Below are 25,837 nucleotides of genomic sequence, written 5' to 3'. Positions count from 1 at the left end.
TTCTAGCGCTCCCCGGACGTCGCCAAATCAGGCGCCATTGTAGGCGTTTCGTTTGCGGCGTCACGGCGGAACAGCACGTAGAGCGCGGGCAGCACCAGCAATGTCAGCACGGTCGAGGAGATGATGCCGCCGATCACCACGGTCGCCAGCGGCCGCTGCACCTCGGCGCCGGCACCGGTCGCAAGCGCCATCGGCACGAAGCCGAGCGAGGCGACCAGCGCCGTCATCAGCACCGGGCGCAGCCGCGTCAGCGCGCCTTCGCGCACGGCCTCCACGAGGGGTCGCCCCTCGCTGCGCAGCCGCTCGATGAAGGCGATGATGACGAGGCCGTTGAGGACGGCGACGCCCGACAGCGCGATGAAGCCGACACCGGCGCTGATGGACAGGGGAATGCCGCGCAGCAAGAGCGCGGCGACGCCGCCGGTCAGCGCCAGCGGCACGCCGGAAAACACCAGCGCCGCGTCCGCCGCCGATCCCATGCCCATGAACAGCAGCAGGAACACCAGCAGAAGCGCCACCGGCACCACGATCATCAGTCGTTTTGTCGCGGAGACCAATTGCTCGAATTGGCCGCCCCAGCCGATCCAGTAGCCCGGAGGTAGCTTGACCTTCTCGGCGACGGCCGTCTCGGCTTCGGTGACGAAGGAGCCGAGGTCGCGCGCGCGGACATTGGCGGTGACGACGATGCGCCGCTTGCCGTTCTCGCGGCTGATCTGGTTCGGGCCGGGCGTCGCATCGACGGTTGCGACCGACGACAGCGGCACATAGCGCATCTGGGTGAGCGGGGAGGCGGACAGCGCGGTGCGAACGGCCGTGCCGGTTGCTGCGTCCTCGCCGGGCGGCAGCGGGATCGGGATCGCCCGGATCGCCTCGAGATTGCCACGCAAATGCTCCGGCAGGCGAACCACGATGTCGAAGCGGCGATCGCCCTCGAACAGCTTGCCGGCCGATTTGCCGCCGACCGCGATCTCGACGATGCCCTGCACCTCACCGACGCTGAGGCCGTAGCGGGCGAGCGCCTGGCGATCGAGACGGACGGTGAGGATCGGAAGCCCTGCGACCTGCTCGATCTTGACGTCGCTGGCGCCCCGGATGCCGCGGATCGCGGCCTCGACCTGCTTGGCTGCGCCTTGCAGGATGTCGAGGTCATCGCCGAAGATCTTGACGCCGACGTCGCTGCGCACCCCCGAGATCAGCTCGTTGACGCGGAACTGGATCGGCTGGGAGATCTCATAGGCGCTGCCGGGAATGTCGTCGGCGGCCTTGTCGATGGCTTCGATCACCTCCGATTTCGATTTGCCCGGGTCAGGCCATTCGCTGCGCGGCTTCAGCATGATGTAGCCGTCGGTCTGCGCCGGCGACATCGGGTCGGTGGCGATCTCGGCGGTGCCGATGCGGGTGAAGAACTCCTTCACCTCCGGAATCTGCGTGATGCGCTTTTCCAGCGCCTTCTGCAGGTCCAGCGATTGCGTCAGACTGGTGCCGGGAATCCGGATCGAGGCCAGCGCCACGTCGCCTTCGTCCAGGCTTGGAATGAACTCGCCGCCCATCCGCGAAGCGGCGATGCCGCTTGCCACCACGATGAATGCAGCCATGACGGCGACCGCGAGCCGGTTGTCGATGGCAAAGCGGAGCAGGGGGAGATAGGCGCGCTTGGCGATCCGCATGAACAGGTTTTCGTGCTCGGACACTTTGCCGGTGACGAAGATGGCGACGGCCGCCGGCACGAAGGTGATCGAGAACAGCACGGCTGCGCCCAGCGCCATCAGCACGGTCAACGCCATCGGCGTGAACATCTTGCCCTCGACGCCCGTCAACGTCAGCACGGGCAGATAGACCACCGCGATGATCAGCGTTCCGAACAGGCTCGGCTTGATCACCTCGCTCGACCCGCGCAGGATCGCGCGCAGCCGCTCGGAGGTCGTGAGCAAGCCGCCTTTCTCGCGTTGGGCCGCGGCCAGCATGCGCAGGCAATTCTCGACGATGATCACGGCACCGTCGACGATGATGCCGAAGTCGATCGCCCCGAGGCTCATCAGGTTCGCGCTGACCTTTGTCTCGACCATGCCGGTGATCGTCATCGCCATGGACAGTGGAATGACGCAGGCTACCACGAGCGCGGCGCGGATGTTGCCGAGGATCAGGAACAGCACGGCCACCACCAGCGCCGCGCCCTCGAGGAGGTTGTTCTTGACCGTGCGGATGGTGGCTTCGACCAGATCGGTGCGGTCATAGACGGTTCGCGTCACGACGCCATCGGGCAGCGATTTGGCGATGTCCTCCAGACGGGCCGCGACGCGGCGTGCCACGGTGCGGCTGTTCTCGCCGATCAGCAGCATGGCGGTGCCAAGCACGGTCTCCTCGCCATCGCGCGTTGCGGCGCCCGTGCGCAGATCGCGGCCTTCCGTGACGGTCGCGACGTCCCTGATCCGGACGGGATTGCCGCCGCGCGAGCCGATGACGATGTCCTGGATCTCGCTGATATTGCCGACCTGGCCCGGCGAGCGAACCAGATATTGCTCGCCGTTGCGCTCGATATAGCCGGCGCCGACATTGGCGTTGTTGGCGGCGAGCGCCGTCATGACGTCGCGAAAGCCGAGCCGGTAGGCCATCAGCTTGCCCGGGTCCGGCAGCACGTGGAATTGCCGCTCGAAGCCGCCGATGGTGTTGACCTCGATCACCCCTGGCACGTTGCGAAGCTGCGGCTTGATGATCCAGTCCTGCACGGTGCGCAAATCGGTCAACGAATAGTCGTGACCGCTTTGCGTCTTGGCGCCCGCTTTCGCTTCGACGGTGTACATGAAGATCTCGCCGAGCCCGGTCGAGACCGGACCCATCGCGACCTCGACGCCCGCCGGAAGCTGGTCCTTGACCTGCTGGATGCGTTCGCCGACGAGCTGGCGGGCGAAAAAGATGTCGGTGCCGTCCTTGAAGACGACCGTCACCTGGCTGAGGCCGTAGCGCGACAGCGAGCGGGTGTAGTCGAGCTTGGGCAGGCCGCCCATCGCGGTCTCGACCGGGAAGGTGATGCGCTGCTCGGTTTCGAGCGGCGAATAGCCGGGCGCGCGGGTGTTGATCTGGACCTGGACGTTGGTGATGTCAGGCACCGCGTCGATCGGGAGGCGCTGGAAATTCCAGGTCCCGAAAGCGATGGCGCCGAGCGCGAACAGCAGGATCAGCCAGCGCTGATGCAGCGAGACGGCGATCAGGCGCTCAATCATGTTCGGCCTCACCCTTGCCCATCTCCGCCTTCACGACGAAGCTGTTCTCGGCAACGTAGTGCTCGCCGGCCGACAGACCCGCCTTGATCTCGACATGGCGCGGATCGGAATCGCCTGTTTCGACCGGGCGTGCCTCGATCTTGTCGCCGTCCTCGCGAACGAACACGATGGTCCGGTTCTCCAGCGTCTGGATCGCGCTCCTGCGCACGGCGACCGCGACGTTGCGTGCGGCGAGGATCAGCCGTGCCGTGACGAACAGGCCGGGCCGCAGGCGGCCGTCCGGATTTTGCAGCACCACGCGTGCAAGCGCGGTCTGGGTCTCGCTGGAGCCGATCGGCGCCATGTAGGAGATCGTGCCCTTGATTTCGCCGCGGCCATCGTCGGGATCGATCAGCACCTCGTCGTTGAGGTGGACGCGCCGGAGGTCCTGCCGGTAGATCGACAGGTCGACCCAGATGGTGGAGAGGTCGGCGACGACGAAGGCCGGCTTCTGCTCGGAGGCGTATTCGCCGAGCGAGATCTGCCGCTCAATGATGGTTCCGGCTATGGGCGCCTTCAGCTCGTAGACGGTGAGGCTCTGGTTGCTCTCGATCGCGGCGAGCAGATCGTCCTTGCCGACCTTGTCGCCGATGCGCTTCTGGATCGATTTGGCGAGGCCCGGAAAGCGCGGCGTCACCTGCACCACGGCTTCCTGGTTGGCGCGCAGAATGCCGTTGAAGGCGAGCGTGTCGGTCAGGGTCGCGCTCGCGGCTTCGGCCAGCGTGACGCCTGCGGCTGCCAGCTTGACGTCGGAGATGCGGATGCGGTCGGCGCCATGCTCATCCTGCTCGACATGGTCGTTCGGCTTCTTTTCGGAATGCTCAGTGTGCTCGGTATGCGCGGGCGTGGCCGGCCCGAGCAGGGAATAGCCGTAAGCGCCGAGGGCGGCGGCAACGATGGCGACGAGAATGGTGGAGGACGTCTTCATCGTGCGCTCTCCCGCGCCAGCGTGAAGGGATTGCCGACGAGGCCTTCGATGGTCGCAACGCCTGCGTGGAAATTCTGAAGCGCCTCCTGCTCGCGCAGCCGCGCCTGGGTGACACTCGCCTGCGCGTCGAGCACCTCGAGCAGGGTGAAGCGGCCCTGGCCGTAGCCTTGCGAGATCGCCTCGGACGCCTCGACGGCCTTGGGGATCGCGGTCTCGCGCAGCACCGCGAGCTCGCGCAGCGAGCCCTGGAGCGAGTCGTAGGCGCGGCCGGCAATCACGATCAGCGCGTTGCGGTTGGCCTCGCGCTCGGCCTTGGTCTTGGCGAGGCTTTCCTGCGCCGAGAGGATGTTGCCCTGGTTCTGGTCGAACACGGGGATCGGCACCGAGAGGGAGAGCCGCACCGCATCGTCATTGGTCTCGTTATAGTGACGCCATCCGGCCGCGATCCGCACGTCCGGATAGGGCTTGAGCCGTGCCAGCAAGAGCTCGGCATTGCGCTGGGCGAAGACCGCGGTCCAGCGCACCAGCTGCGGATTGGCGTCGATGGCGGCGACCACCGACTGGAACGTCGGCGGCTTGCCCATGGTGTCGAGCCGGCCGGAGACCTCGCCGAATTTCGCGGATGCCTCGCCCATCAGCACCGCAAGCTCGCGCCGGGCGCTGGCCAGCGTTGCTTTGAAGCGCTCGCGATCGGCCTTCACCAGGGCGGAGGCGACTTCGGCGCGGCCGGTCTCCGCCGGCGAGGAGGCGCCGGCCTCGACGCGACGGCGCAAGAGCGGCGTCAAGCGGTCGATCGCGGCAATCTGCTCGTCGAGGATCTGGATGCGCCGCTGCGCGCCGAGCACGCTGAGGAAGGCGATCGCAGTCTCCGACAGCACCTCCAGCCTCACCGCCTTGCGCTGGATCGCGGCGACCTCGATACCGGCCGCGCCGGCGGCGATCCGCGCGTCGCGCTTGCCGAACAGCTCGAAGGCCTGGCTGATCTGGAGCGTGGTCTCGGCCGAACGCGTCCCGCGGTACTTGCCGGAACCGAATGAATCGTCCTGCTCGTAAGACAGCTCCGGATTGAACAGGGCGCCGGCCTGGATCCGTTGGCCCGTGGCGATGCCGACGTCGCGCTCCGCCGCCGTCAGCCGTGGGCTCGCGGCCAGCGCGCGCGACAGCGCGCTTCGCATCGTCAAAGTCTGGGCGTGCGACGGCGCAATCGCCGATCCGGCAATCAGACACGCCACCGCGCACGCCAGGCGCGCGGCCATTCTCCTGCGAAACATAAAACCGACCTGTGAAGGATGAACCTAATGGGCGCGCACGCCCGACCAATCCGTTCAGGCAATATGTTTGGGAGGCGGAGAATCGGTATCGGGGGTAATTCCGGCGAGCCGGGGCGCATGCTGCGGGCTCGATGCAGCTGCAAGCGCGACCGATGCGGCCGCAGGCGCCGGCTGTGTCACGGTCAGCGAGAAGCAGCCATGGCAATGATGTCCGCCGATGGCCTTGTGGTCACCATGGCCCGTGGGGCCATCAAGGACCGCGGCGATCTCCGAGCCGCCGCCGGGCGTGGTGACGTCGATGTCGTGCGAGCCATGCAGCGCGCCCGCGAGCAGATAGACGACCGCGATCAGCACAGACAGGAGCCCGCGCCAATTGCGCCGGCGGCAAGTTCCTGAGGGCTGGCGGTTCGCGGGCACGACGTCACTCTGGTTGCGGTCTGTGCCGGCCTAGCATGGGGGCGGGAACAGTGTCGACCCGCAACATTGTTACGTCCCTTGAAGAATTGCCGCAGTGCTGGCCGCAAATGCCAGCGCTTCTCATTGGCGCGTGATCAGGCCCAGTTGAGCGTCGGCTGCCGCTTCTGGAAGATCGCCGGTGTCGCCGTCCTCGGCCGGGACGATTGCGCAACGGCCGGCTTCCATCGCCCGCTCCAGCCATTTGATGGCTTCATCGATCCATCTGTCGTGCTGTTCGGGATCGGCGATCGCCTTTTCCCGAAATGCATCTGCCTGATGAAGGCACGCCGTTCTGCGGTCCACGCGGCTCTCCCCGATCCGGAGGTTCCGCCCCGGTGGCATCCTTTATGATCGCAGAGCCGGCGTCGTTAACATAGGACAGGAAACGCAAAAGGAAGGCCCCAGCCCGGGGCTGACCGGCTGAGGCCTTCGTGCTCACAATCTTCATCCTTGGGACTTGAGCAGACAATGCGCATCGGGCCGGTTCGTTCCGCACTTCGATGCCGAATTAGGAACGTTCCTCATTCGTCCCGATTAGCGATCAGGAATGTTTGAGGAGGATGGGACTATGGACGGACTGATTTATCTGATCGGCCTGATCGTCGTGATCATGGCGATCCTGTCGTTCTTCGGCCTGCGCTGAGAGAACGGCAATGGAAACGCTCGTACGGGAAGACATGATGGAGGGCGGCGGGGCGGCGTCCGACAACCGCCGGACCATCCAGTGGAGCTCGGTGTTCGCAGGCGCTCTCGCCGCCGGTGCAATGTCGTTTATCCTGATCGGCTTTGGCGTCGCGGTCGGCCTGGGTGTCAGTTCAGCCTCGCCGACATGGCGCGATGCCTCGGTGGCGCTGGCGCTGCTGTCCGGGCTGTACCTGATCATTCAGGCGATCATCAGCTTCGGGTTCGGCGGCTACATCGCCGGCCGGACGACGCGACCGGCGCCCGCGCTGGCGACGATCGAAGACGATGGCGAACGACGGGACGGCCTGCACGGGCTGACCTCCTGGGCCCTGGCCGTGCTGGCTGGCGCGGCTCTGCTCGCGCTGCTCGGCGCTGCCGCGATCGACCGTTCGCCGATGCGCAGCTCGGCAAGCAATACGTCCGCGGCCGAGCCGCTGCTCAGCTATGAGCTCGACAAGCTGTTCCGCGCGCCGCGTCGCGCCCCAAACATCGATCTGAGGGAGGCACGCGCTGAGGCGGGACGGATTCTGATGACGTCGTCCAGCCATAGCGGAGTCAGCACCGACGACCGAGCCTATCTGGTGCAGCAGGTTGCTGGTCTGACGGGGCTGCAGGCCCCCGACGCCGAACGGCGGGTCGATGCGCTGATCGCGGACTCCAAGACCGCCATCAACCGTGCGCGGCGCAACTCGATCATCGTGGCGTTCTCGGTCGCGGCCGCGACCCTGATCGGTGCCGCGGTGGCGTGGGCGGCGGCGGTGGCCGGCGGACGACACCGCGATGGAGAACCATTGCCGAATTGGATGGCGAGCTCAAATCGCTTCCATCGCAATCCGCGCGCAATGCCGGTGCCGTAGCTCCAAAGCAATGGCCGAGCGGCAAGCCCGGCCATTTCGGCATGCATAACCATGGGGGGCGTCAGGCCTTCTCCTCCCAGATCATCGCCAGATGCACGATGGTCTGCACGGCCTTTTCCATGTCCTGCCGGCTGACCCATTCGAGCCGCGAATGAAACGCGTGCTCGCCGGCAAAGATGTTGGGGCAGGGCAGGCCCATGAAGGACAGGCGCGAGCCGTCGGTGCCGCCGCGGATCGCGGTGCGCATCGGGCGCAGGCCGGCGCGGCGGATCGCCTCGATGGCGTATTCGAGCACGTGCGGGTGACGGTCGATCACCTGCTTCATGTTGCGGTACTGCTCCCGCACCTCGAACGTGTAGGTCGAGCGCGGATAGTCTTTCATCACGTCCTTGACGATGGTCTCGAGCAGGACCTCCTTCTCCTTCAGTCCTTCCTCGGTGAAGTCGCGGACGATGAAAGAGAGTCTTGCCTGCTCCAGCGCGCCCTCGATGCCGATCGGATGCAAAAAGCCCTGCTTGCCCGAGGTCGTCTCCGGCGAGCAGCCTTCCTTCGGCAGCCGTTCGACGATGGCGGCCGCGATCTTGATCGCGTGCTCCATCTTGCCCTTGGCGTAGCCGGGATGGGCGCTGACGCCGTTGATGGTGATGGTGGCGCCGTCGGCCGAGAAGGTCTCGTCCTCGACGCAGCCGGCGCTTTCGCCGTCCATGGTGTAACCGAAATCGGCGCCGAGCTTCTTCAGATCGACATTGTCGACGCCGCGGCCGATCTCCTCGTCCGGCGTGAACAGGATCTTGATGGTGCCGTGCTTCACATCGGGGTTGTTGATGAAGAAGTGCGCGGCATCCATGATCTCGGCAACGCCCGCCTTGTTGTCGGCGCCCAGCAGCGTGGTGCCGTCGGTGGTGATGATGTCGTTGCCGATCTGGTTCTTCAGCGCAGGGTGCTCAGTGAAGCGGATCACCTGGCTGGCATCGCCTGGCAGGGTGATGTCACCGCCGCGATAGTTCTTCAGAACTTGCGGCTTGACGTCCTTGCCGGTGACGTCGGGCGAAGTGTCCATGTGCGAGCAGAAGCAGATCACCGGCACCTTCTTGTCCGTGGTGGCCGGGATCGTTCCGTAGACGTAGCCGTAATCGTCGAGATGCGCGTCGGCGACGCCCATGGCCTTGAGCTCGGCGGCGAGCACGCGGCCGAGATCCTTCTGCTTCTCGGTCGAGGGCGAGCGAGGGGATTCCGGATCGGACTGGGTGTCGATGGTGACGTAGCGCAGGAAGCGCTCGGTCACGGTATGCGAAAAGGTGAGGGAGGACATTTCTGGTCAAACCGCCGGGGTCAGGGAAGCAGCCGGTATACCAGAAAAGCGGGCCGCGTTGCGGCAGGAAGGAGGTGGGATCAGGCTTAACGAAGGGTAGCCTCAGATTGCCTCTTTCAGTTCCTTGACCGGACGGAAGGTAACCTTCTTGCTGGCCTTGATGTGGATCGGCTCGCCGGTGGCGGGATTGCGGCCGGTGCGGGCGGCGCGCTTGCGGACCTGGAGGATGCCGAGCCCGACGATGCGGACCCGGTCGCCCTTCCTAAGGTGCTTGGCGATCAAATCGACCATGTCGGTCAGGACCGCCTCGGCGCGCTTTTTCGACAGCTCCTGGCTCTCGGCGATATCGGCGGCGAGGTGCTTGAGCGTAATGGTGGCGGGAGCGGCTGCCTTCTTTGTCGAATCCTTCTTGGCCGGATCCTTCTTAGCCATGACTGGCCTCCTCGGTTGTCCAATGACAGGGTATCCCTGGAAAAGCCGAGAATGGGTGGGGATCCCTCTAAGTCCTTTGAGACGTAGACGATTCGGGCGCGGGCTGACTATGCCGAGAGTTCCCGCCAGCGGCAGGCAATCGCCGGCGCAGATGCGGCGGAAGTCTAGAAGTTCAAGCTAAGACTATGAAGGGATTGCCAAAATGGCGCGAGAGACGGGGCTCGAACCCGCGACCTCCGGCGTGACAGGCCGGCGCTCTAACCAACTGAGCTACTCCCGCGTGGTTCGCTCGATGCGCGCGGAACGAGGGGGGAATTAAAGGCGGGGCTGAGTGAAGTCAAGGACGTTGCGCTTCACCGGTGCAACTCGGCTAAGCATTGCTCTGGAAAACGAAAAAGGCCGCCCGGAGGCGGCCATCGGTCAGCCCGGAAGAGGACGTATCAGCGAATCTCGGACGTGCCCGCGCTCGTCACCACCACCGGCTTGCCGGCCTTGATGACGTGGGTGGACTGGGCGGTCTGACTGTAATCGGCATTGGTGCGGGCTGCGATGCCGAAGGCCGCCACTGTGATGCCAGCCACCAGCGCCACCACCACGATCTTCAGGTGGGTCGCACGATCAGCAGAGTGAATTGAGTGGTTCATCTGAGCCTCCCGACGGGCTTTGCCGCCGTCTGTAGGCTCATGTCTTAAGGACCATCTGTTTCCGGATGGTTTCGCGGGTTCCGCAAAATGGTTTCATCTCGCCGCCCGGCTGGTTTTGCCGGGCGGGCCCACCGGGTCGATCTCAGGCCGCGGCCCGGCCGATGTCGTCCCGGATCGCGCGGGCGGCCCAGATGAACAAGAGGGCGCCGAGCGTGGTCGTGACCGCCGCCGAGAGCAGGGAATAGCGCACGGCCTCTGCGCCATAACTGCCCTTCAGCGCGTCATTGACCATGCCGACCGCGAGCGGGCCGACGCCCTGGCCGAAGCAGGTGGCGGTGAGCGCAATCAGCGCGGAAGCGAGCGCGCGCATGCTGGGCTTGGCCACCGTCTGCGCGATCGCGAAGATCGGGCCGAGATGGAAGCCGACCAGGAACGAGGTCAGCGCCAGCATGGCGACCATCATCGCAAAATCCTGCGTCAGCATGCACAGCGCGAACACCGGGCCCGCGAGGCCCGAGGTGATCGCAGGCGCCCACAGCTTCCAGCGGTCGTCGCGGCGGCTGACTTGCGCCACCACGAAGCCGCCGAGCAGGGTACCGGCCATGCCGGCGAGGCCCTTGAAGGTGCCGGCATAGGTGCCGATCTCCGCGCTCGACAGATGGTGCACGCGCGCCAGGAACGGCGGGATCCAGGCCGCGGTGGCGTAGTTCGTGTAGGTGGTGAGGCAGAAGCCGATCAGGACGATGATGAAGCTGCGCTGCGACGCCAGGAAACGTAGCGTTGGCCCGAGCGGCTCGGGCACGAAGCTCTCCTGCATCGCGCCGCGCTTCGGCTCGGAGATCGTCAGCCACAGCACCAGTGCGAGCAGGATGCCGGGCAGGCCGGCGACATAGAAGGCCATCCGCCAGCCATAGTGCTGGTTGACGTAGCCGCCGACGAAATAGCCGAGGAAGACGCCGAGATAGGTGCCGATGGCGTAGATGCCGAGCGCGCGCGGGCGCTCGTTCTTGGCGAAGAGATCGGCGACGATCGACTGCGAGGCGGGAGAGCCGGCGGATTCGCCGATGCCGACGCCGATGCGCGCCAGTGCCAGCGAGGTTACGCTGGTGGCCGCGCCGCACAGCGCCGTCATCGCGCTCCAGAATGCAAAGGCGACGGCCACGATGTTGCGCCGGTTGAGCCGGTCGGCGACGCGCGCGATGGGAATGCCGAGCAGGGAATAGAACAGCGCAAAGCCGAAGCCCGCGAGCAGGCCCATCATGGTGTCGCTGAGCGCAAACTCCTTCTTGATCGGCTCGATCAGGACGTTGAAGATCGTGCGGTCGAGAAAGTTCAGCGCGTAGATGATGGTGAGCAGCCCCAGCACGTAATAGCGCCGCGCCGGGGGCTTTGCCGCGGCAGCCGTTTGCACCGACATCTGTGACGTCACATCGACCATCGCTTCCCCCAATTTGTGTTTATTGTCGTTAATGGTCCAGCCCGGAAGTAGCGGCTGGAAGGTCAGCCTTCGCGGATGTAATTCCCCGCTTCGAAGTCGACCGGCGGCGCGCTGGCATCGAACGAGACGCCGATCGGGTCGCGGCCTGCGGCGAGTGCGTCGAGCTGGTCGCTCAGCATGCGCCGGATCATGAGGATCCCGCGGTCGCTTTGGCCGAAATGTTCCTCGGAATGGATCGTCACCTCGCCCTGGCCGACCTGGGCCTCATAGTCGCCCGGAAATTGCTGGTGCTCTTGCTCGGTCATGTCCCACCAGAACTTGCCGTTGAACTTCGAGCGCATGCGGCTGATGTCGCCGGAGTTCTTGACGCGGCCGGCGACGTAGATCCGGAAGGAGCCATCGTCGATCGGAAGCACCCAGCCGATCGACTCGACGCGCGCGAACTGCGCGACGCGCGGGTTCGGCACGACGCGCAGCGTCGGCAGCGCAGCCTCGCTGACGCGATAGAACACCTTGCCGTCGTCCTGCTTGCGCTCGGAGCGCACGAGGACGCCGCGCGGTGATTTCTCGAACTTCACCTCAGGGATCGACGCCATCATGTTGGTGAATTGCGGTCCCGAGAACGAGCCGTGCAGCACCGGCACGTGATAGGGATCGACCACGTTCTCGAAATGCTGCAGCCAGTTGCAGGGGATGATGGCGGGGCCACCGCCGCCGATCGAGGAATCATCGGCCTCGACCAGCTCACCGTCGTCCATTGTCTCCAGGCATTCGTAAGCCGGCAGCACCGGGCGTTTCTCGGCCGGGCCCATATAGGCGAAGATCAGGCCGTAGCGTTCCTCGACCGGATACCAGGGCTGGCGCACCTTGTCCTTGAACTGGCCGCCGTCGGGCTCGCAGGGCTGCTCCAGGCAGTGGCCCTCGGTGTCGAACTTCCAGCCGTGATAGCAGCAACGGATGCCGTCCTCCTCGACCTTGCCATAGTAGAGCGTGGTGCCGCGGTGGCAGCATCGGGCGTGCAACAGGCCGGCGCGGCCATGCCTGTCGCGGAACAGCACCAGATCCTCGCCGAGCGCGCGCACCTTCTTAGGTGTGTCGGTGGCGTCACCGACGAGCCCGACCGGGTGCCAGTAACGGCGCAGCAGCTCGCCCATCGGCGTGCCGCGCGCGACCGAGGTGAGCTCAGTGCGGGTATGCGCCGGCTTCATCGCGTAGGCCGTGCCGAGGTCACGATCCCGCTGGGTGATGGTCATACCTGGTTCCTCCCGCTTTGGCCGTGATGGCCGGGCCTTTTCGGCACCTTGGATCCAGTGAAAGATAATTCGATGACAATGTCAACGATCTTCCAAATGCCTCTTAATCGCATTTGATGAAGCGTCCGGCCGGGCTTGGCAGGCTCGGACTTGGCAGGCCCGGACTTGGCAGCGTCGGGCTTGGCAGGCTTGGGCTTTCTTGGCAGAGGTGGATCATGAGCCAGACCGAGAGCAGGGGCGGGGCGACGTCGCCCGCAGCGGACGAGAGCGAACCGTCGGCCCCGATCACCGTGATGCTGTCGTCGCGACTGATGGTGCTTGCCAATCTGCTCAAGCGCGGCGCGATCCTGCGCTACAAGCGCCTCACCGGATTGTCCTCGGTCGAGTTCGGTCTCGTCGCCTCGCTGGGCCGCCGGCCGCCGATGAGCGTGGCGCGGCTCGCTGAAGCCGTCGGCCAGGACAAGGGACAGATCAGCCGCGCGCTGGCCAATCTGCTCTCGCGCAAGCTGATCGCAAAGACCGCGAATCCGAAAGATAGCCGCGAGGTGCTGATCTCGCTGACCCCAGCGGGGCTCGCCGCGCATGATGCGATCGTCGAGGGCGCGCAGGAGCGCAATCGGCGCCTGCTGGAACAGCTGAGCGAAGCCGAGTTCCACACGCTGCTGGGGCAGGTCGACCAGCTCACGGCGATCGCCGCCGAGATGCTCGAGAGCGAGAAGAACGCGCGCTGATCATCCAGCAATCTCTGAACATGTTGGATCGCTTCTAAGAGTCTTTCTAAGAAGCTTTCAATTAGGGAATTCTCGCGCGCTCCCATAAGCGTCACCTCCAAGCGCATGCCGTCCGGGGACAGGCGGCATGACGCATCGAACATGCAGCTTTGGGGTGGCGCGTTGAACAGTCTTGGAATGCTGCGGTCGGCCGTGCTGGCGACCGCATCCGCTTGGGTTTTGATGCCGCAGGCATCGCTTGCACAATCGTCCGCGCAGGGTGGCGCAGCGAGCCTGCCGCCGGTGACCGTCACCGCGCCGGAAGCGCGCCGCCGCGCGACCACGACCCCTCAGCGCCGTGCGCCGCGGTCGTCGGAGCAGATCGCCAACAGGAACAGGCCGCAGCCGCAGCGCAACGTCGGCTTCGTCGAGACGCCGCGCGGCCCAGTGAACGGCTACGTCGCGGGTCGCAGTTCGTCCGGCACCAAGACCAACACGCCGATCATCGAGACGCCGCAGTCAGTGTCCGTCATCGGCGCCGAGCAGATCCGCGACCAGAAGCCCAACAAGCTCGATGAGGTCCTGCGCTACACTGCCGGCGTGCGCGCAGGGACTTTCGGCACGGATACCCGCAACGACTGGTGGTTGATCCGCGGCTTCAAGTCCGAGGACATCGGACTGTTTCTCGACGGCATGCAGCTGTTCTACACGTCCTATGCCAGCTGGAAACTGCAGACCCCCAACATGGAGCGGGTCGAGGTATTGCGCGGTCCGTCGGCGGTGCTTTACGGGGGATCAAGCCCGAGCGGCATCGTCAACGTCATCAGCAAGATGCCGCCGGCCGAGCCGATCCGCTACATCGAGGCCGGCGTCAATAATTTCGGCAATGCCTATGTCAGTTTCGACATGGGCGGTCCGGTCGCGACGAGCCCCGAGAACGGCAAACTGTTCGCGCGCGTGGTCGGCCAGGTCCAGAACGGCGGCACGCAGGTCAACTTCACGCCGGACAACAACTACTTCATCGCACCGTCGTTCACGTGGAAGCCGGATGCCGACACGAGCTTCACGGTGCTTGCGTCTGCCTCGAAGCAGGACACCCGCGGCATCAACTTCCTGCCCTACCAGGGCACGGTGACGAACGCGCCGTTCGGCAAGATTCCCACGAGCTTCTTCGTCGGAGATCCAACCGTCGACAAATTCACGCGCGAGCAGGAGATGCTGGGCTATCAGTTCGAGCGCAATCTTACCGACGACCTGACGTTCCGCCAGAACGCCCGCTTTGCGCATGTCGACATCAGCTACCGCGGCTATGTCGGCAACGGTTGGGACAGCATCAACACCGCCACGATGGGACGATATAATTGGTACGCGAAGAACACCGCCAACCAGGCCAATCTCGATAATCAGCTCGAGTATCGCTTCAACACCGGTCCGGTCAGACACACAATGCTGTTCGGCGTCGATCTGAGAGGCTACCAGATCGACGATTATCAAGCCTTCGGATTCGGCGTACCCTCGATCAACGTTTTCAATCCGGCCTATGGGGGAGCCGAGGTTGCGTTGCCGAGCGCGCCGTTCCGTAACTTCCTCATCACACAGAAGCAGGCCGGCACCTATCTCCAGGACCAGATGAAGCTCGGCAACTTCACGCTGGTGCTGAGCGGCCGCAATGACTGGGTCGAAACGACGCAAGAAGCGCGGGACACCGGCGCAACCGTTGCCAGCCGTGACGACAGCAGGTTCAGCGGCCGCGCCGGACTGATCTACAATTTCGACAACGGCATCGCGCCCTACGTCTCGTATTCGACGAGCTACAATCCGATCATCGGCCTCAATGCGACGAACCAGCTGTTCCTGCCGGAGACCGGCAAGCAGGCCGAAATCGGCGTGAAGGTCGCGCCAAAAGGCTTCGATGGCTATTTCACGGTTTCGGCTTTCGATTTGGTCCGTCAAAACGTCGCGACGACATTACCGGGCAGCGTTCCGGTCTTGCAGAACCAGACCGGCGAGGTGACCTCGCGCGGCATCGAGCTGGAAGCGGTGGCCAATGCCACGAAGGAGCTGAAGTTCATCGGCGCCTTCACGTCCTATCATCTCTTCAACAGCAAAGACCTCGACCCGACCCTCGTCGGCAAGACGCCGACCAATACGCCCCAGCTTCTGGTATCGGGATGGGCCGACTACACCTTCAAGGATGGACCGTTGGAAGGGTTCGGCTTTGGCGGTGGCGTGCGTTACATCGGCCCGTCCTGGGCGGATGCTGCAAACACCCTCGAAGTTCCCGCAGTCGTGCTCGGCGATCTCGCGCTCCACTATGAATGGCAGAACTGGCGTACGGCGCTGAACGTGATCAACCTGACCGACAAGATCTATGTCGCGAGCTGCGCGTCGGCCACGTCGTGCTTCTACGGCGATCGCCGGCGTGTCACCGCCAGCGTCTCCTACAAATGGTGAGGGCGGGAAAAGGGCAGCGCCATCTGGCGCCGCCGCTCTTCCTCACGAGATAGATGAGCTCCCGGGCTATGCCCCCCAGCCCGAAGCTCATCCGAGCGCGGCGCGCGCGACGGCCCAGGATGTCGCCGTCGCCGCGCTCGCGGCTGGACCCCGGCCGGACTGCAATATATCGCCTGAGGCGGGGCTCGCCCCCCGCGCGATGCATGGCTCGTGCCTGCCTTGCCTGTGGATAGGCTGCTCGGAGCGGCTGCGGGCTTGGTGGGTGGGAATGCGGCCGACCAGCGGCAATCGTCGTTTTAATGTGTATTTTGCCGCGCCGCGGCCTACATAAAGTGGGCCTTCCCAAACAGCAGACGCCACGGCCGCGGGCCCGAACCGCCCTTGCTGGCCCTGACGATCTGCTCCATACCAACGCGGGGTGATTCCGGGATTTTCACCGTTCTGGGGGCGGCAAAGGGCCTGAAAAGAGCGTGTCTTGCGCCCATTGGTGCACTGCGCTAAGGCTCAGAATAATTCCAAATCGGACGAATCCGTGGCTGTCCCGAGGCTGCGGGAAAAAGGGCTCGCCATGAGCGGCATTCTGCAGAACTACCTTCCACTCGTCGTCTTTATAGGGGTAGCGGGCCTCATTGGCCTCGTGCTGCTGATCGCGCCCTTCGTCGTGGCGTTCCAGCAGCCGGACCCGGAAAAGCTGTCGGCGTATGAGTGCGGTTTCAACGCCTTCGACGACGCGCGCATGAAGTTCGACGTCCGCTTCTATCTGGTCGCCATTCTCTTCATCATCTTCGATCTCGAGGTGGCGTTCCTGTTTCCCTGGGCGGTGGCGTTCGGCAAGCTTGGCGCGACCGGCTTCTGGTCCATGGTGGTGTTCCTCGCCGTGCTGACGGTCGGGTTCGCCTATGAATGGAAGAAGGGAGCACTCGAATGGGATTGAACCCCGTGTCGTCCACAGGTCCGGCTATCGCGCCGGCCCCCAAGGGCATCCTGGATCCGTCGACCGGCCGGCCGGTCGGGGCCAATGATCCGTTCTTTCTCGAGGTCAATTCCGAGCTGTCCGACAAGGGCTTCTTCGTGGCTGCGACCGACGACCTCATCACCTGGGCCCGCACCGGCTCCTTGATGTGGATGACCTTCGGTCTCGCCTGTTGCGCGGTCGAGATGATGCAGGTGTCGATGCCGCGCTACGACGTCGAGCGCTTCGGCTTCGCGCCGCGTGCCTCGCCGCGCCAGTCCGACGTGATGATCGTCGCCGGCACGCTGACCAACAAGATGGCGCCTGCGCTGCGCAAGGTCTACGACCAGATGCCCGAGCCGCGCTACGTCATCTCGATGGGCTCCTGCGCCAACGGCGGCGGCTACTATCACTATTCCTACTCGGTCGTGCGCGGCTGCGACCGCATCGTGCCGATCGACATCTATGTGCCGGGCTGCCCGCCCACGGCGGAAGCGCTGCTTTACGGCGTGCTGCTGCTGCAGAAGAAGATCCGGCGCACCGGCACCATCGAACGCTAAGGTTTTACGTCATGGACGACGCCAAGCTCGACGGACTGGGGCAGACGATCGTTAGCGCGCTTCCGGGCGCCGCCATCGGTCATTCGGTGGCCTTCAACCAGCTCACGGTTGATGTCGAGGCCAGCAAGATCGTCGAGGTGGTCAAGTACCTCCGCGACGATCCGAACTGTCGCTTCGTCAACTTCACCGACATCACGGCCGCGGACTATCCCTCGCGCGAGAAGCGCTTCGACGTGATTTATCACTTCCTGTCACCGACCCTGAACGCGCGGATCCGCCTCAAGGCCCAGGCCGACGAGACCACCCAGGTGCCGTCGCTGATTGAATTGTTCCCCGGCGCCGACTGGTTCGAGCGCGAGGCCTACGACCTCTACGGCGTGTTCTTCGTCGGCCATCCCGACATGCGCCGCATCCTCACCGATTACGGGTTCGAGGGCCATCCGCTGCGCAAGGACTTCCCGACCACGGGTTTCGTCGAGGTCCGCTACGACGACCAGGAGAAGCGGGTGGTGTACGAGCCCGTCCGGCTCAACCAGGAATTCCGCAAGTTCGACTTTTTGTCTCCGTGGGAGGGGGCCGATTATCCGGTGCTTCCGGGGGATGAAAAAGCGGGACCGAAGGTCTGATCATGAACGAGCAACCTGAAAATCTCCGCAACTTCACCATCAATTTCGGTCCGCAACATCCGGCCGCGCACGGCGTGCTGCGTCTGGTGCTGGAGCTGGACGGCGAAGTCGTCGCGCGCGTCGATCCGCATATCGGCCTGCTTCACCGCGGCACCGAGAAGCTGATCGAGCAGAAGACCTACCTCCAGGCGATCCCGTATTTCGACCGGCTCGACTACGTCGCGCCGATGAACCAGGAACACGCCTTCTGCATGGCGGCCGAAAAGCTGCTCGGCATCGAGGTGCCGCGCCGCGGCCAGCTGATCCGCGTGCTCTATTGCGAGATCGGCCGCATCCTGTCGCATCTGCTCAACGTCACCACGCAGGCGATGGACGTCGGCGCGCTGACCCCGCCGCTGTGGGGCTTCGAAGAGCGCGAGAAGCTGATGGTGTTCTACGAGCGCGCCTCGGGCAGCCGCATGCATGCGGCTTACTTCCGCGTCGGTGGCGTGCATCAGGATTTGCCGCAGAAGCTGGTCGACGACATCGAGGCCTGGTGCGATCCGTTCCTGAAAGTCGTGGACGATCTCGACCGCCTGCTCACCGCCAACCGCATCTTCAAGCAGCGCAACGTCGACATCGGCGTGGTGCCGCTGAAGGAGGCCTGGGAGTGGGGCTTCTCGGGCGTGATGGTGCGCGGCTCGGGCGCGGCCTGGGACCTGCGCAAGTCGCAGCCCTATGAATGCTATGCCGAGATGGATTTCGACATTCCGATCGGCAAGAACGGCGACTGCTACGACCGTTATCTGATCCGCATGGAAGAGATGCGTCAGTCCATCCGCATCATGAAGCAGTGCATCCAGAAGCTGAACGCGCCCGACGGGAAGGGCCCCGTTGTCGTCGCCGACAACAAGGTTGCGCCGCCGCGCCGTGGCGAGATGAAGCGCTCGATGGAAGCGCTGATCCACCACTTCAAGCTCTACACCGAAGGCGTTCACGTGCCGGCCGGCGAAGTCTACGCCGCGGTCGAGGCGCCCAAGGGCGAGTTCGGCGTCTATCTGATCTCCGACGGCACCAACAAGCCGTACAAGTGCAAGATCCGCGCGCCGGGCTTTGCGCATCTGCAGGCGATGGATCACATCTGCCGCGGCCATCTGCTCGCCGACGTCTCGGCGATCCTCGGCTCGCTCGACATCGTGTTCGGAGAGGTCGATCGGTGATGGGGCAGCAGGCGCCAATCCAGTTTGACCGCGCCTCAGGGGCCCTTGAAGGGGCCAACCTGTGGGAGCGGACGGCTGCCTTGGCGCTGGTGACGGGATCGAAGATCTCCTCGCACTTCTCGCATATGGGCTACATCGCCTGCGCGAATTTGCTGCGGAAGACGCTGCCCGAGCGGAACATCGCGATCAGGCTCAATCCCGACGCCGTGTTCGAGTTCCCTTACGGCGACGGCTATTGGAGCAAGCTGCTCAACCGCTCCTACAACTACGAAGACGAGCTCGAGCTGCTGTTCGCCGATAGCGTCGACGTCGACTACACGTTGCTCGATTGCGGTGCCAATTACGGCTACTGGTCGGTGCTGGTGTCGAGCAAGCCGTTCGGCTCGCACAAGGCGATCGCGATCGAGCCGTCGGGGCAGAACTATCCGAAGCTCGCCAACAACGCCCGCGTCAACGGCAATCGCTTCGAGACCATGAAATGCGCGATCGGCGCCACCCGCGGCACCGCGCGTCTCTCAGGCACCAAGCACGAGGCCTTCAGCATCGCCGGCGATCCCTCCGCGGGCGGTGAGGACGTGCCGGTCATCGCACTCGACAATCTGATCGAGGACGGCAAGGTGGCAAGCGCCGGCAAATACCTGATCAAGCTCGACGTCGAGGGCGTCGAGATCGAGGCGATCAAGGGCGGCGCGCGTCTGCTCCAGGCCGACAGCGTCATCATGTGCGAGGAGCACGGCAGCGACCGCTCTCATGCAGTGTCGCGCTTCATCCTCGAACAGACCCCGCTGAAGCTGATCGTGTTCGATCCGCGCAGCAACCGGATGGAGACCGTGACCGAGCTGTCGATCCTCGACCGCATCAAGGTCTCGACCCATGTCGGCTACAACGTTTTCGGCACCGCAAGCGCATTTTGGCAGGACAGGATCGAAGCCCTGAATGCGAAAACAGCGCGCCGCATGCAGTGAGAGATTGAAGAGATGTCCGTTCGCCGATTAGCACCGAAGGAAGTCCAGCCCGCGAGCTTTGCGTTCACGGAGGAGAACCTCGCATTCGCCAAGCAGCAGATCGCGAAATATCCGGCGGGACGTCAGGCCTCCGCCGTCATCGCCATCCTCTGGCGGGCCCAGGAGCAGCACGACGGCTGGGTCTCGGAAGCCGCGATCCGCGTCATCGCCGACATGCTCGACATGCCCTACATCCGCGTGCTGGAGGTGGCGACCTTCTACACCATGTTCCAGCTCGCCCCCGTCGGCAAGAAGGCCCATGTCCAGGTTTGCGGCACCACGCCGTGCCGGCTGCGCGGCGCCGAGGATCTGATCCACGTCTGCGAGCACCGCATCCATCACGAGCCCTTCCATCTCTCCAAGGACGGCAATTTCAGCTGGGAAGAGGTCGAGTGCCTGGGCGCCTGCGTGAACGCGCCGATGGTGCTGATCGGCAAGGACACTTATGAGGACCTGACCAAGGAAAGCTTCGGCAAGGTGCTCGACGGTTTCGCCTCGGGCAATCCGCCCAAGCCCGGTCCGCAGAACGGCCGCCAGTTTTCGGCGCCGATCACCGGGCCGACCACGCTGAAGGAGAGCACCTGATGGGTGATCTCTCGCAGCCTTCCGTGCAGGAGAGCGATGCCATGAAAAAGTGGGGCTTCATCGCGTTGCACGCCGCCGTGGCGGCCGCTTTCATTTTCCTGCTGCAGCGTTTCGGCCTGAACGCGTCGCTGGAATCCAGTCTGCTCTGGGCGCTGACCTTCGCCGTCTGCGCCGCCGGACTTGCCTACAAGCAGACCATTCGTTGATCGGAAAGCACTGATATGCTCGAGGACAAGGACCGCATCTTCAAGAACCTCTACGGCCTCCACGATTGGGGGCTCGAGGGTGCGCGGCGCCGCGGCGCCTGGGATGGCACCAAGAACATCATCGACAAGGGCCGCGACTGGATCATCAATGAGATGAAGGCGTCAGGCCTGCGCGGCCGCGGCGGCGCCGGCTTCCCGACCGGTTTGAAATGGTCGTTCATGCCGAAGGAATCGACCGACGGCCGGCCGAGCTATCTCGTCGTCAACGCCGACGAATCCGAGCCCGGCACCTGCAAGGATCGTGAGATCATGCGGCACGATCCGCATCTCCTGATCGAGGGCTGCCTGATCGCGAGCTGCGCGATGAACGCGCATGCCTGCTACATCTATGTCCGCGGCGAGTTCATCCGCGAGCGCGAGCACCTGCAGGCCGCGATCGACCAGGCCTATGAAGCCAAGCTGGTCGGCAAGGACAACGTCAACGGCTGGCCGTTCGACATCTACGTCGCCCACGGCGCCGGCGCCTATATCTGCGGCGAAGAGACCGCGCTGCTCGAAAGCCTCGAAGGCAAGAAGGGCCAGCCGCGCCTGAAGCCGCCGTTCCCGGCCAATGTCGGCTTGTTCGGCTGTCCGACCACCGTCAACAACGTCGAGTCCATCGCGGTCGCGCCGGACATCCTGCGCCGCGGCGCGGCCTGGTTCGCCGGCATCGGTCGTCCGAACAATGTCGGCACCAAGCTCTTCTGCATCTCCGGCCATGTCGAGCGGCCCTGCAACGTCGAAGAGGCCATGGGCATCCCGTTCCGTGAGCTGATCGACAAGCATTGCGGCGGCATCCGCGGCGGCTGGGACAACCTCAAGGCCGTGATCCCCGGCGGTTCGTCGGTGCGCATGGTGCCGGCCGAGCAGATCATCGACGCGCCGATGGATTTCGACAGCCTGAGCAAGCTGCGCTCGGGCCTCGGCACCGCGGCCGTGATCGTGATGGACAAGTCCACCGACCTGATCCGCGCCATTGCCCGCATCTCCTATTTCTACAAGCACGAGAGCTGCGGCCAGTGCACGCCGTGCCGCGAGGGTACGGGCTGGATGTGGCGCGTGCTCACCCGCATGGCCGAAGGCCGCGCCCACAAGCGCGAGATCGACATGCTGCTCGAAGTCACCAAGCAGGTCGAAGGCCACACCATCTGCGCGCTCGGCGATGCCGCGGCATGGCCGATCCAGGGCCTGATCGCGCATTTCCGTCACGAGATCGAAGCGCGCATCGACCAGTATTCGCATAAGGCCGATGTCGACGATATCGGCGTCCGCGATCCCGTGAACATGGTCGCGGCGGAGTAAGAAGAATGACCAAGCTCATCATCGACGGCAAAGAGATCGATGTCCCCGCCGAGTACACGCTGCTTCAGGCGTGCGAGGCGGCCGGCGCCGAGATTCCGCGCTTCTGCTATCACGAGCGGCTGTCGATCGCCGGCAATTGCCGGATGTGCCTCGTCGAGGTGAAGGGCGGCCCGAAGCCGGTCGCGAGCTGCGCCTGGGGCGTGCGCGATTGTCGTCCGGGCCCCAAGGGCGAGCCGCCGGAGATCTCGACGCGTTCGCCGATGGTGAAGAAGGCACGCGAAGGCGTGATGGAGTTCCTTCTGATCAACCATCCGCTGGATTGCCCGATCTGCGACCAGGGCGGCGAGTGCGACCTGCAGGACCAGGCGATGGGCTATGGTGTCGACACCAGCCGCTTCGCCGAGAACAAGCGCGCGGTCGAGGACAAATATCTCGGTGCGCTGGTCAAGACCTCGATGAACCGCTGCATCCAGTGCACGCGCTGCGTCCGCTTCTCGGCGGAAGTCGCAGGCGCCCCCGAGATGGGCGCGACGGGGCGCGGCGAGGACATGGAGATCACGACCTATCTCGAGCACGCGCTGACCTCGGAGCTTCAAGGTAATCTCGTCGACATCTGCCCGGTCGGCGCGCTGACCTCGAAGCCTTATGCCTTTGCGGCGCGTCCCTGGGAGCTGGGCAAGACCCAGTCGATCGACGTGATGGACGGCGTCGGGTCGGCGATCCGCGTCGACACCCGCGGCCGCGAAGTCATGCGCGTGCTGCCGCGCATCAACGAGGCCGTCAACGAGGAGTGGATCTCCGACAAGACCCGCCACGTCGTCGACGGCCTGCGCACCCAGCGCCTGGACCGGCCCTACATCCGCGAGGCCGGCAAGCTGCGCGCGGCGAGCTGGACCGAGGCTTTCGCCGCGATCGCCGCCAAGGCAGCACGCACCGACGGCAAGCGCATCGGCGCGATCGCCGGCGACCTCGCCGGCGTCGAGGAGATGTTCGCGCTGAAGGATCTTCTCGCCAAGTACGGCTCGGGCAATCTGGCGGTGCAGGGCGGCGACGCCTTTGACCCCGCGCTCGGTCGCGGCTCCTACATCTTCAACCCGACGCTGGCGGGTGTGGAGCAGGCGGATGCGCTGCTCATCATCGGCGCGAACCCGCGGAAAGAGGCGGCCGTATTCAACGCCCGCATCCGCAAGCGCTGGCGTGCCGGCGGCTTCAAGGTCGGCGTGATCGGCCCGAAGGTCGATCTGACCTACGACTATGACCATCTCGGCGCGGGCACCGATACGCTCGGTGAGCTCGCGGCCGGCAAGCACTCGTTCATGGACGTGCTGAAGAACGCCAAGAATCCGATCATCCTGGTCGGCGCGGGCGCGGCCTCGCGTCACGACGGCGCCGCCATTCTCGCCGCCGCCGCCAAGCTCGCGCTCGATGTCGGTGCGGTCAAGGACGGCTGGAACGGCTTTGGCGTGCTGCACGAGAGCGCTTCGCGCGTCGGCGCGCTCGATATCGGCTTCTCCGCAACCGGCGGGGGCCTGAACGCCGCGCAGATGACGACGTTCGGCACGCTGGACTTGCTGTTCCTGCTCGGCGCCGACGAGATCAACGCGCCTGATGGTACCTTCGTTGTCTATATCGGCACCCATGGCGACCGCGGCGCGCATCGCGCCGACGTGATCCTGCCGGCGGCTGCCTATACCGAGAAGTCCGCGATCTACGTCAACACCGAAGGCCGCGTGCAGATGACGGGCCGCGCCGCGTTCCCGCCGGGCGAAGCCCGCGAGGACTGGGCGATCGTCCGCGCGCTGTCGGAGGCGCTCGGCAAGAAGCTCGGCTATGACTCGCTGGCCGCCTTGCGCCAGGCGATCTTCAAGGCCGTGCCGCACCTGATCCGCCTCGACCAGATCGAGCCCGGCTCGGCCGACCAGATCAAAAAGCTGGCGGGGAAGGGCGGTTCGCCCGAGAAGGCGCCGTTCAAGCCGCTGGTCGAGGACTTCTATTTGACCAACCCAATCGCGCGTGCGTCCGCCGTAATGGCGGAATGTTCGCGCCTCGCCTCCGGGCACATGCTGACCGCAGCGGAGTGAGCGTGATCTGATGGAATTCTTCGAAAGCGCATTCTGGACCGGGTTCCTCTGGCCGCTGATCATCATGGTCGCGCAGAGCGTCCTGGTGCTCGTCGTCCTGCTCGTGGCGATCGCCTACATCCTGCTCGCCGACCGCAAGATCTGGGCGGCGGTGCAGATCCGGCGCGGCCCGAACGTGGTCGGCCCCTGGGGCCTGCTGCAATCCTTCGCCGACCTTCTGAAGTTCGTGCTGAAGGAGCCGATCATTCCGGCCGGCGCCAACAAGGGCGTGTTCCTGCTGGCCCCGCTGGTGTCGTGCGTGCTCGCGCTCGCCGCCTGGGCGGTGATCCCGACCAATCTCGGCTGGGCGATCTCCGACATCAATGTCGGCATCCTCTTCATCTTCGCGATCTCGTCGCTGTCGATCTACGGCATCATCATGGCCGGCTGGTCGTCGAACTCGAAATACCCGTTCCTGGCCGCGCTGCGCTCGGCGGCGCAGATGGTGTCTTATGAAGTCTCGATCGGCTTCGTCATCATCACCGTGCTGCTCTGCGCCGGCACGCTGAACCTGTCGGCCGTGGTCGAGGCCCAGCATGTCCGCGGGCTCGCCAGCCTGATCGGACTGCCGCAGCTCACCATCCTGAACTGGTACGTCTGGCCGCTGTTCCCGATGTTCGTGGTGTTCTACGTCTCGGCGCTGGCGGAGACCAACCGCCCGCCGTTCGACCTCGTGGAAGCCGAATCCGAGCTCGTCGCCGGCTTCATGGTCGAGTACGGCTCGACGCCGTATCTGCTGTTCATGCTCGGCGAGTATGTCGCGATCGTCACGATGTGCGCGATGGCGACGATCCTGTTCCTCGGAGGCTGGCTGCCGCCGGTCGACCTGCCGCCCTTCAACTGGGTGCCGGGGATCATCTGGTTCTCGCTCAAAGTCTTCTTCATGTTCTTCCTGTTCGCGATGGCAAAGGCGATCGTGCCGCGCTACCGCTACGATCAATTGATGCGCCTCGGCTGGAAGGTGTTCCTGCCGCTGTCGCTGGCGATGGTGATCGTGGTGGCCGGCGTGCTGCATTTCGCCGGCATCGCGCCGAAGTGAGGGCCGTCATGGGTATCAACGTCAACGCCACTGCACGCTCGCTTCTGCTGTCGGAATTCGTCTCGGCGTTCTTCCTCGCCATGCGCTATTTCTTCCAGCCGAAGCCGACCCTGAACTATCCGTTCGAGAAGGGCCCGATCTCGCCGCGCTTCCGCGGCGAGCATGCGCTGCGCCGCTATCCGAACGGCGAAGAGCGCTGCATCGCCTGCAAGCTGTGCGAAGCCGTCTGCCCGGCACAGGCCATCACCATCGAGGCCGGCCCGCGCCGCAACGACGGCACCCGCCGCACCGTGCGCTACGACATCGACATGGTGAAGTGCATCTATTGCGGCCTCTGCCAGGAGGCCTGCCCGGTCGACGCCATCGTCGAAGGTCCGAACTTCGAGTTCGCGACCGAGACCCGCGAGGAACTGTTCTATGACAAGGCCAAGCTGCTCGCCAACGGCGACCGCTGGGAACGCGAGATCGCGAAAGCGATCGAGCTCGACGCGCCGTACCGGTGAGGT

24 protein-coding genes and 1 tRNA gene are annotated in these 25,837 nt (G+C 64.9%); 14 read left to right on the top strand and 11 right to left on the bottom strand.

Annotated features, from left to right (window positions below; translation table 11 throughout):
• Nucleotides 1-2: 2 nt before the first annotated feature.
• The 5 genes from BM190_RS18180 to BM190_RS18160 all read right to left on the bottom strand — a co-directional run bounded on the left by BM190_RS18180 (nt 3) and on the right by BM190_RS18160 (nt 6,218).
• Nucleotides 3-3,221 (bottom strand): efflux RND transporter permease subunit, encoded by a 3,219-nt coding sequence (locus BM190_RS18180; protein ID WP_092257356.1) that lies wholly within the window; start codon nt 3,219-3,221, stop codon nt 3-5.
• Nucleotides 3,214-4,188: a divalent metal ion exporter adaptor subunit IhpB gene (ihpB, locus tag BM190_RS18175; RefSeq protein WP_092257353.1), complete on the bottom strand. Its 975-nt coding sequence runs from the start codon at nt 4,186-4,188 to the stop codon at nt 3,214-3,216. Before ihpB ends, BM190_RS18180 begins: the two co-directional genes overlap by 8 nt.
• Nucleotides 4,185-5,459 (bottom strand): divalent metal ion exporter subunit IhpA, encoded by a 1,275-nt coding sequence (ihpA, locus tag BM190_RS18170; RefSeq protein WP_092257350.1) that lies wholly within the window; start codon nt 5,457-5,459, stop codon nt 4,185-4,187. Before ihpA ends, ihpB begins: the two co-directional genes overlap by 4 nt.
• A gap of 54 nt (nt 5,460-5,513) precedes the next feature.
• Nucleotides 5,514-5,876 (bottom strand): hypothetical protein, encoded by a 363-nt coding sequence (locus BM190_RS18165; RefSeq protein WP_092257347.1) that lies wholly within the window; start codon nt 5,874-5,876, stop codon nt 5,514-5,516.
• Nucleotides 5,877-5,996: 120 nt separating this feature from the next.
• On the bottom strand, nt 5,997-6,218 hold the full coding sequence (locus BM190_RS18160) for a hypothetical protein (protein WP_092257343.1): 222 nt from the start codon (nt 6,216-6,218) through the stop codon (nt 5,997-5,999).
• 350 nt (nt 6,219-6,568) lie between these two features.
• Here BM190_RS18160 and BM190_RS18155 point away from each other — a divergent pair, with 350 nt between their 5' ends.
• The gene (locus tag BM190_RS18155; RefSeq protein WP_092257340.1) at nt 6,569-7,456 is read left to right on the top strand and encodes a hypothetical protein; all 888 of its coding nucleotides are present in this window, start codon (nt 6,569-6,571) and stop codon (nt 7,454-7,456) included.
• A 61-nt stretch (nt 7,457-7,517) separates the two neighbouring features.
• On the opposite strand, the gene pepT is transcribed toward BM190_RS18155, so the two are convergent.
• The 6 genes from pepT to BM190_RS18125 form a co-directional block, all read right to left on the bottom strand.
• A complete protein-coding gene (gene pepT, locus BM190_RS18150) occupies nt 7,518-8,768 on the bottom strand; it encodes a peptidase T (protein ID WP_092257337.1) in 1,251 nt (416 codons plus the stop codon).
• 102 nt (nt 8,769-8,870) lie between these two features.
• The gene (locus BM190_RS18145; protein WP_018320133.1) at nt 8,871-9,200 is read right to left on the bottom strand and encodes an HU family DNA-binding protein; all 330 of its coding nucleotides are present in this window, start codon (nt 9,198-9,200) and stop codon (nt 8,871-8,873) included.
• Between the two features lie 203 nt (nt 9,201-9,403).
• Nucleotides 9,404-9,480, bottom strand: a tRNA-Asp gene (locus tag BM190_RS18140).
• 160 nt (nt 9,481-9,640) lie between these two features.
• The gene (locus tag BM190_RS18135; RefSeq protein WP_018320134.1) at nt 9,641-9,844 is read right to left on the bottom strand and encodes a hypothetical protein; all 204 of its coding nucleotides are present in this window, start codon (nt 9,842-9,844) and stop codon (nt 9,641-9,643) included.
• A 142-nt stretch (nt 9,845-9,986) separates the two neighbouring features.
• Nucleotides 9,987-11,282 (bottom strand): spinster family MFS transporter, encoded by a 1,296-nt coding sequence (locus BM190_RS18130; RefSeq protein WP_018320135.1) that lies wholly within the window; start codon nt 11,280-11,282, stop codon nt 9,987-9,989.
• A gap of 62 nt (nt 11,283-11,344) precedes the next feature.
• Nucleotides 11,345-12,535, bottom strand: coding sequence for an aromatic ring-hydroxylating dioxygenase subunit alpha (locus tag BM190_RS18125; protein WP_092257334.1), 1,191 nt, complete (start codon nt 12,533-12,535; stop codon nt 11,345-11,347).
• 215 nt (nt 12,536-12,750) lie between these two features.
• On the opposite strand from BM190_RS18125, the gene BM190_RS18120 reads away from it, so the two are divergent.
• The 13 genes from BM190_RS18120 to nuoI all read left to right on the top strand — a co-directional run bounded on the left by BM190_RS18120 (nt 12,751) and on the right by nuoI (nt 25,834).
• On the top strand, nt 12,751-13,266 hold the full coding sequence (locus tag BM190_RS18120; RefSeq protein WP_092257331.1) for a MarR family winged helix-turn-helix transcriptional regulator: 516 nt from the start codon (nt 12,751-12,753) through the stop codon (nt 13,264-13,266).
• A 177-nt stretch (nt 13,267-13,443) separates the two neighbouring features.
• Nucleotides 13,444-15,699 carry a TonB-dependent siderophore receptor gene (locus BM190_RS18115; RefSeq protein ID WP_177237144.1) on the top strand — a complete coding sequence of 752 codons (2,256 nt, stop codon included), beginning with the start codon at nt 13,444-13,446 and terminating at the stop codon, nt 15,697-15,699.
• A gap of 568 nt (nt 15,700-16,267) precedes the next feature.
• On the top strand, nt 16,268-16,633 hold the full coding sequence (locus tag BM190_RS18110) for an NADH-quinone oxidoreductase subunit A (RefSeq protein ID WP_018320139.1): 366 nt from the start codon (nt 16,268-16,270) through the stop codon (nt 16,631-16,633).
• On the top strand, nt 16,624-17,211 hold the full coding sequence (locus BM190_RS18105; RefSeq protein WP_026202310.1) for a NuoB/complex I 20 kDa subunit family protein: 588 nt from the start codon (nt 16,624-16,626) through the stop codon (nt 17,209-17,211). The genes BM190_RS18110 and BM190_RS18105 overlap by 10 nt, the downstream gene beginning before the upstream one ends.
• Nucleotides 17,212-17,222: 11 nt before the next feature.
• Nucleotides 17,223-17,837: an NADH-quinone oxidoreductase subunit C gene (locus BM190_RS18100; protein ID WP_092257328.1), complete on the top strand. Its 615-nt coding sequence runs from the start codon at nt 17,223-17,225 to the stop codon at nt 17,835-17,837.
• A gap of 2 nt (nt 17,838-17,839) precedes the next feature.
• Nucleotides 17,840-19,036, top strand: coding sequence for an NADH-quinone oxidoreductase subunit D (locus tag BM190_RS18095; RefSeq protein WP_018320142.1), 1,197 nt, complete (start codon nt 17,840-17,842; stop codon nt 19,034-19,036).
• Nucleotides 19,036-20,001, top strand: coding sequence for an FkbM family methyltransferase (locus tag BM190_RS18090; RefSeq protein ID WP_092257325.1), 966 nt, complete (start codon nt 19,036-19,038; stop codon nt 19,999-20,001). Before BM190_RS18095 ends, BM190_RS18090 begins: the two co-directional genes overlap by 1 nt.
• 12 nt (nt 20,002-20,013) lie before the next feature.
• Nucleotides 20,014-20,625, top strand: a complete 612-nt coding sequence (gene nuoE / locus BM190_RS18085) for an NADH-quinone oxidoreductase subunit NuoE (protein WP_018320144.1) — start codon at nt 20,014-20,016, stop codon at nt 20,623-20,625.
• Complete coding sequence (locus BM190_RS18080; protein WP_092257322.1) at nt 20,625-20,831, top strand: hypothetical protein; 207 nt, start codon at nt 20,625-20,627, stop codon at nt 20,829-20,831. The genes nuoE and BM190_RS18080 overlap by 1 nt, the downstream gene beginning before the upstream one ends.
• A 15-nt stretch (nt 20,832-20,846) precedes the next feature.
• On the top strand, nt 20,847-22,172 hold the full coding sequence (gene nuoF / locus BM190_RS18075; RefSeq protein ID WP_092257319.1) for an NADH-quinone oxidoreductase subunit NuoF: 1,326 nt from the start codon (nt 20,847-20,849) through the stop codon (nt 22,170-22,172).
• 5 nt (nt 22,173-22,177) lie between these two features.
• Entirely contained in the window at nt 22,178-24,253 is a 2,076-nt protein-coding gene (gene nuoG, locus BM190_RS18070; protein ID WP_092257316.1) for an NADH-quinone oxidoreductase subunit NuoG, read from the top strand.
• Between the two features lie 10 nt (nt 24,254-24,263).
• Nucleotides 24,264-25,331, top strand: coding sequence for an NADH-quinone oxidoreductase subunit NuoH (gene nuoH, locus BM190_RS18065; protein WP_092257313.1), 1,068 nt, complete (start codon nt 24,264-24,266; stop codon nt 25,329-25,331).
• 8 nt (nt 25,332-25,339) lie between these two features.
• On the top strand, nt 25,340-25,834 hold the full coding sequence (gene nuoI, locus BM190_RS18060) for an NADH-quinone oxidoreductase subunit NuoI (protein WP_191093171.1): 495 nt from the start codon (nt 25,340-25,342) through the stop codon (nt 25,832-25,834).
• The last annotated feature ends 3 nt before the right edge of the window (nt 25,835-25,837 follow it).

Source organism: Bradyrhizobium sp. Rc3b (assembly GCF_900114915.1).
Lineage (GTDB): Bacteria > Pseudomonadota > Alphaproteobacteria > Rhizobiales > Xanthobacteraceae > Bradyrhizobium.
This window is presented reverse-complemented; position numbering and strand designations above follow the sequence as displayed.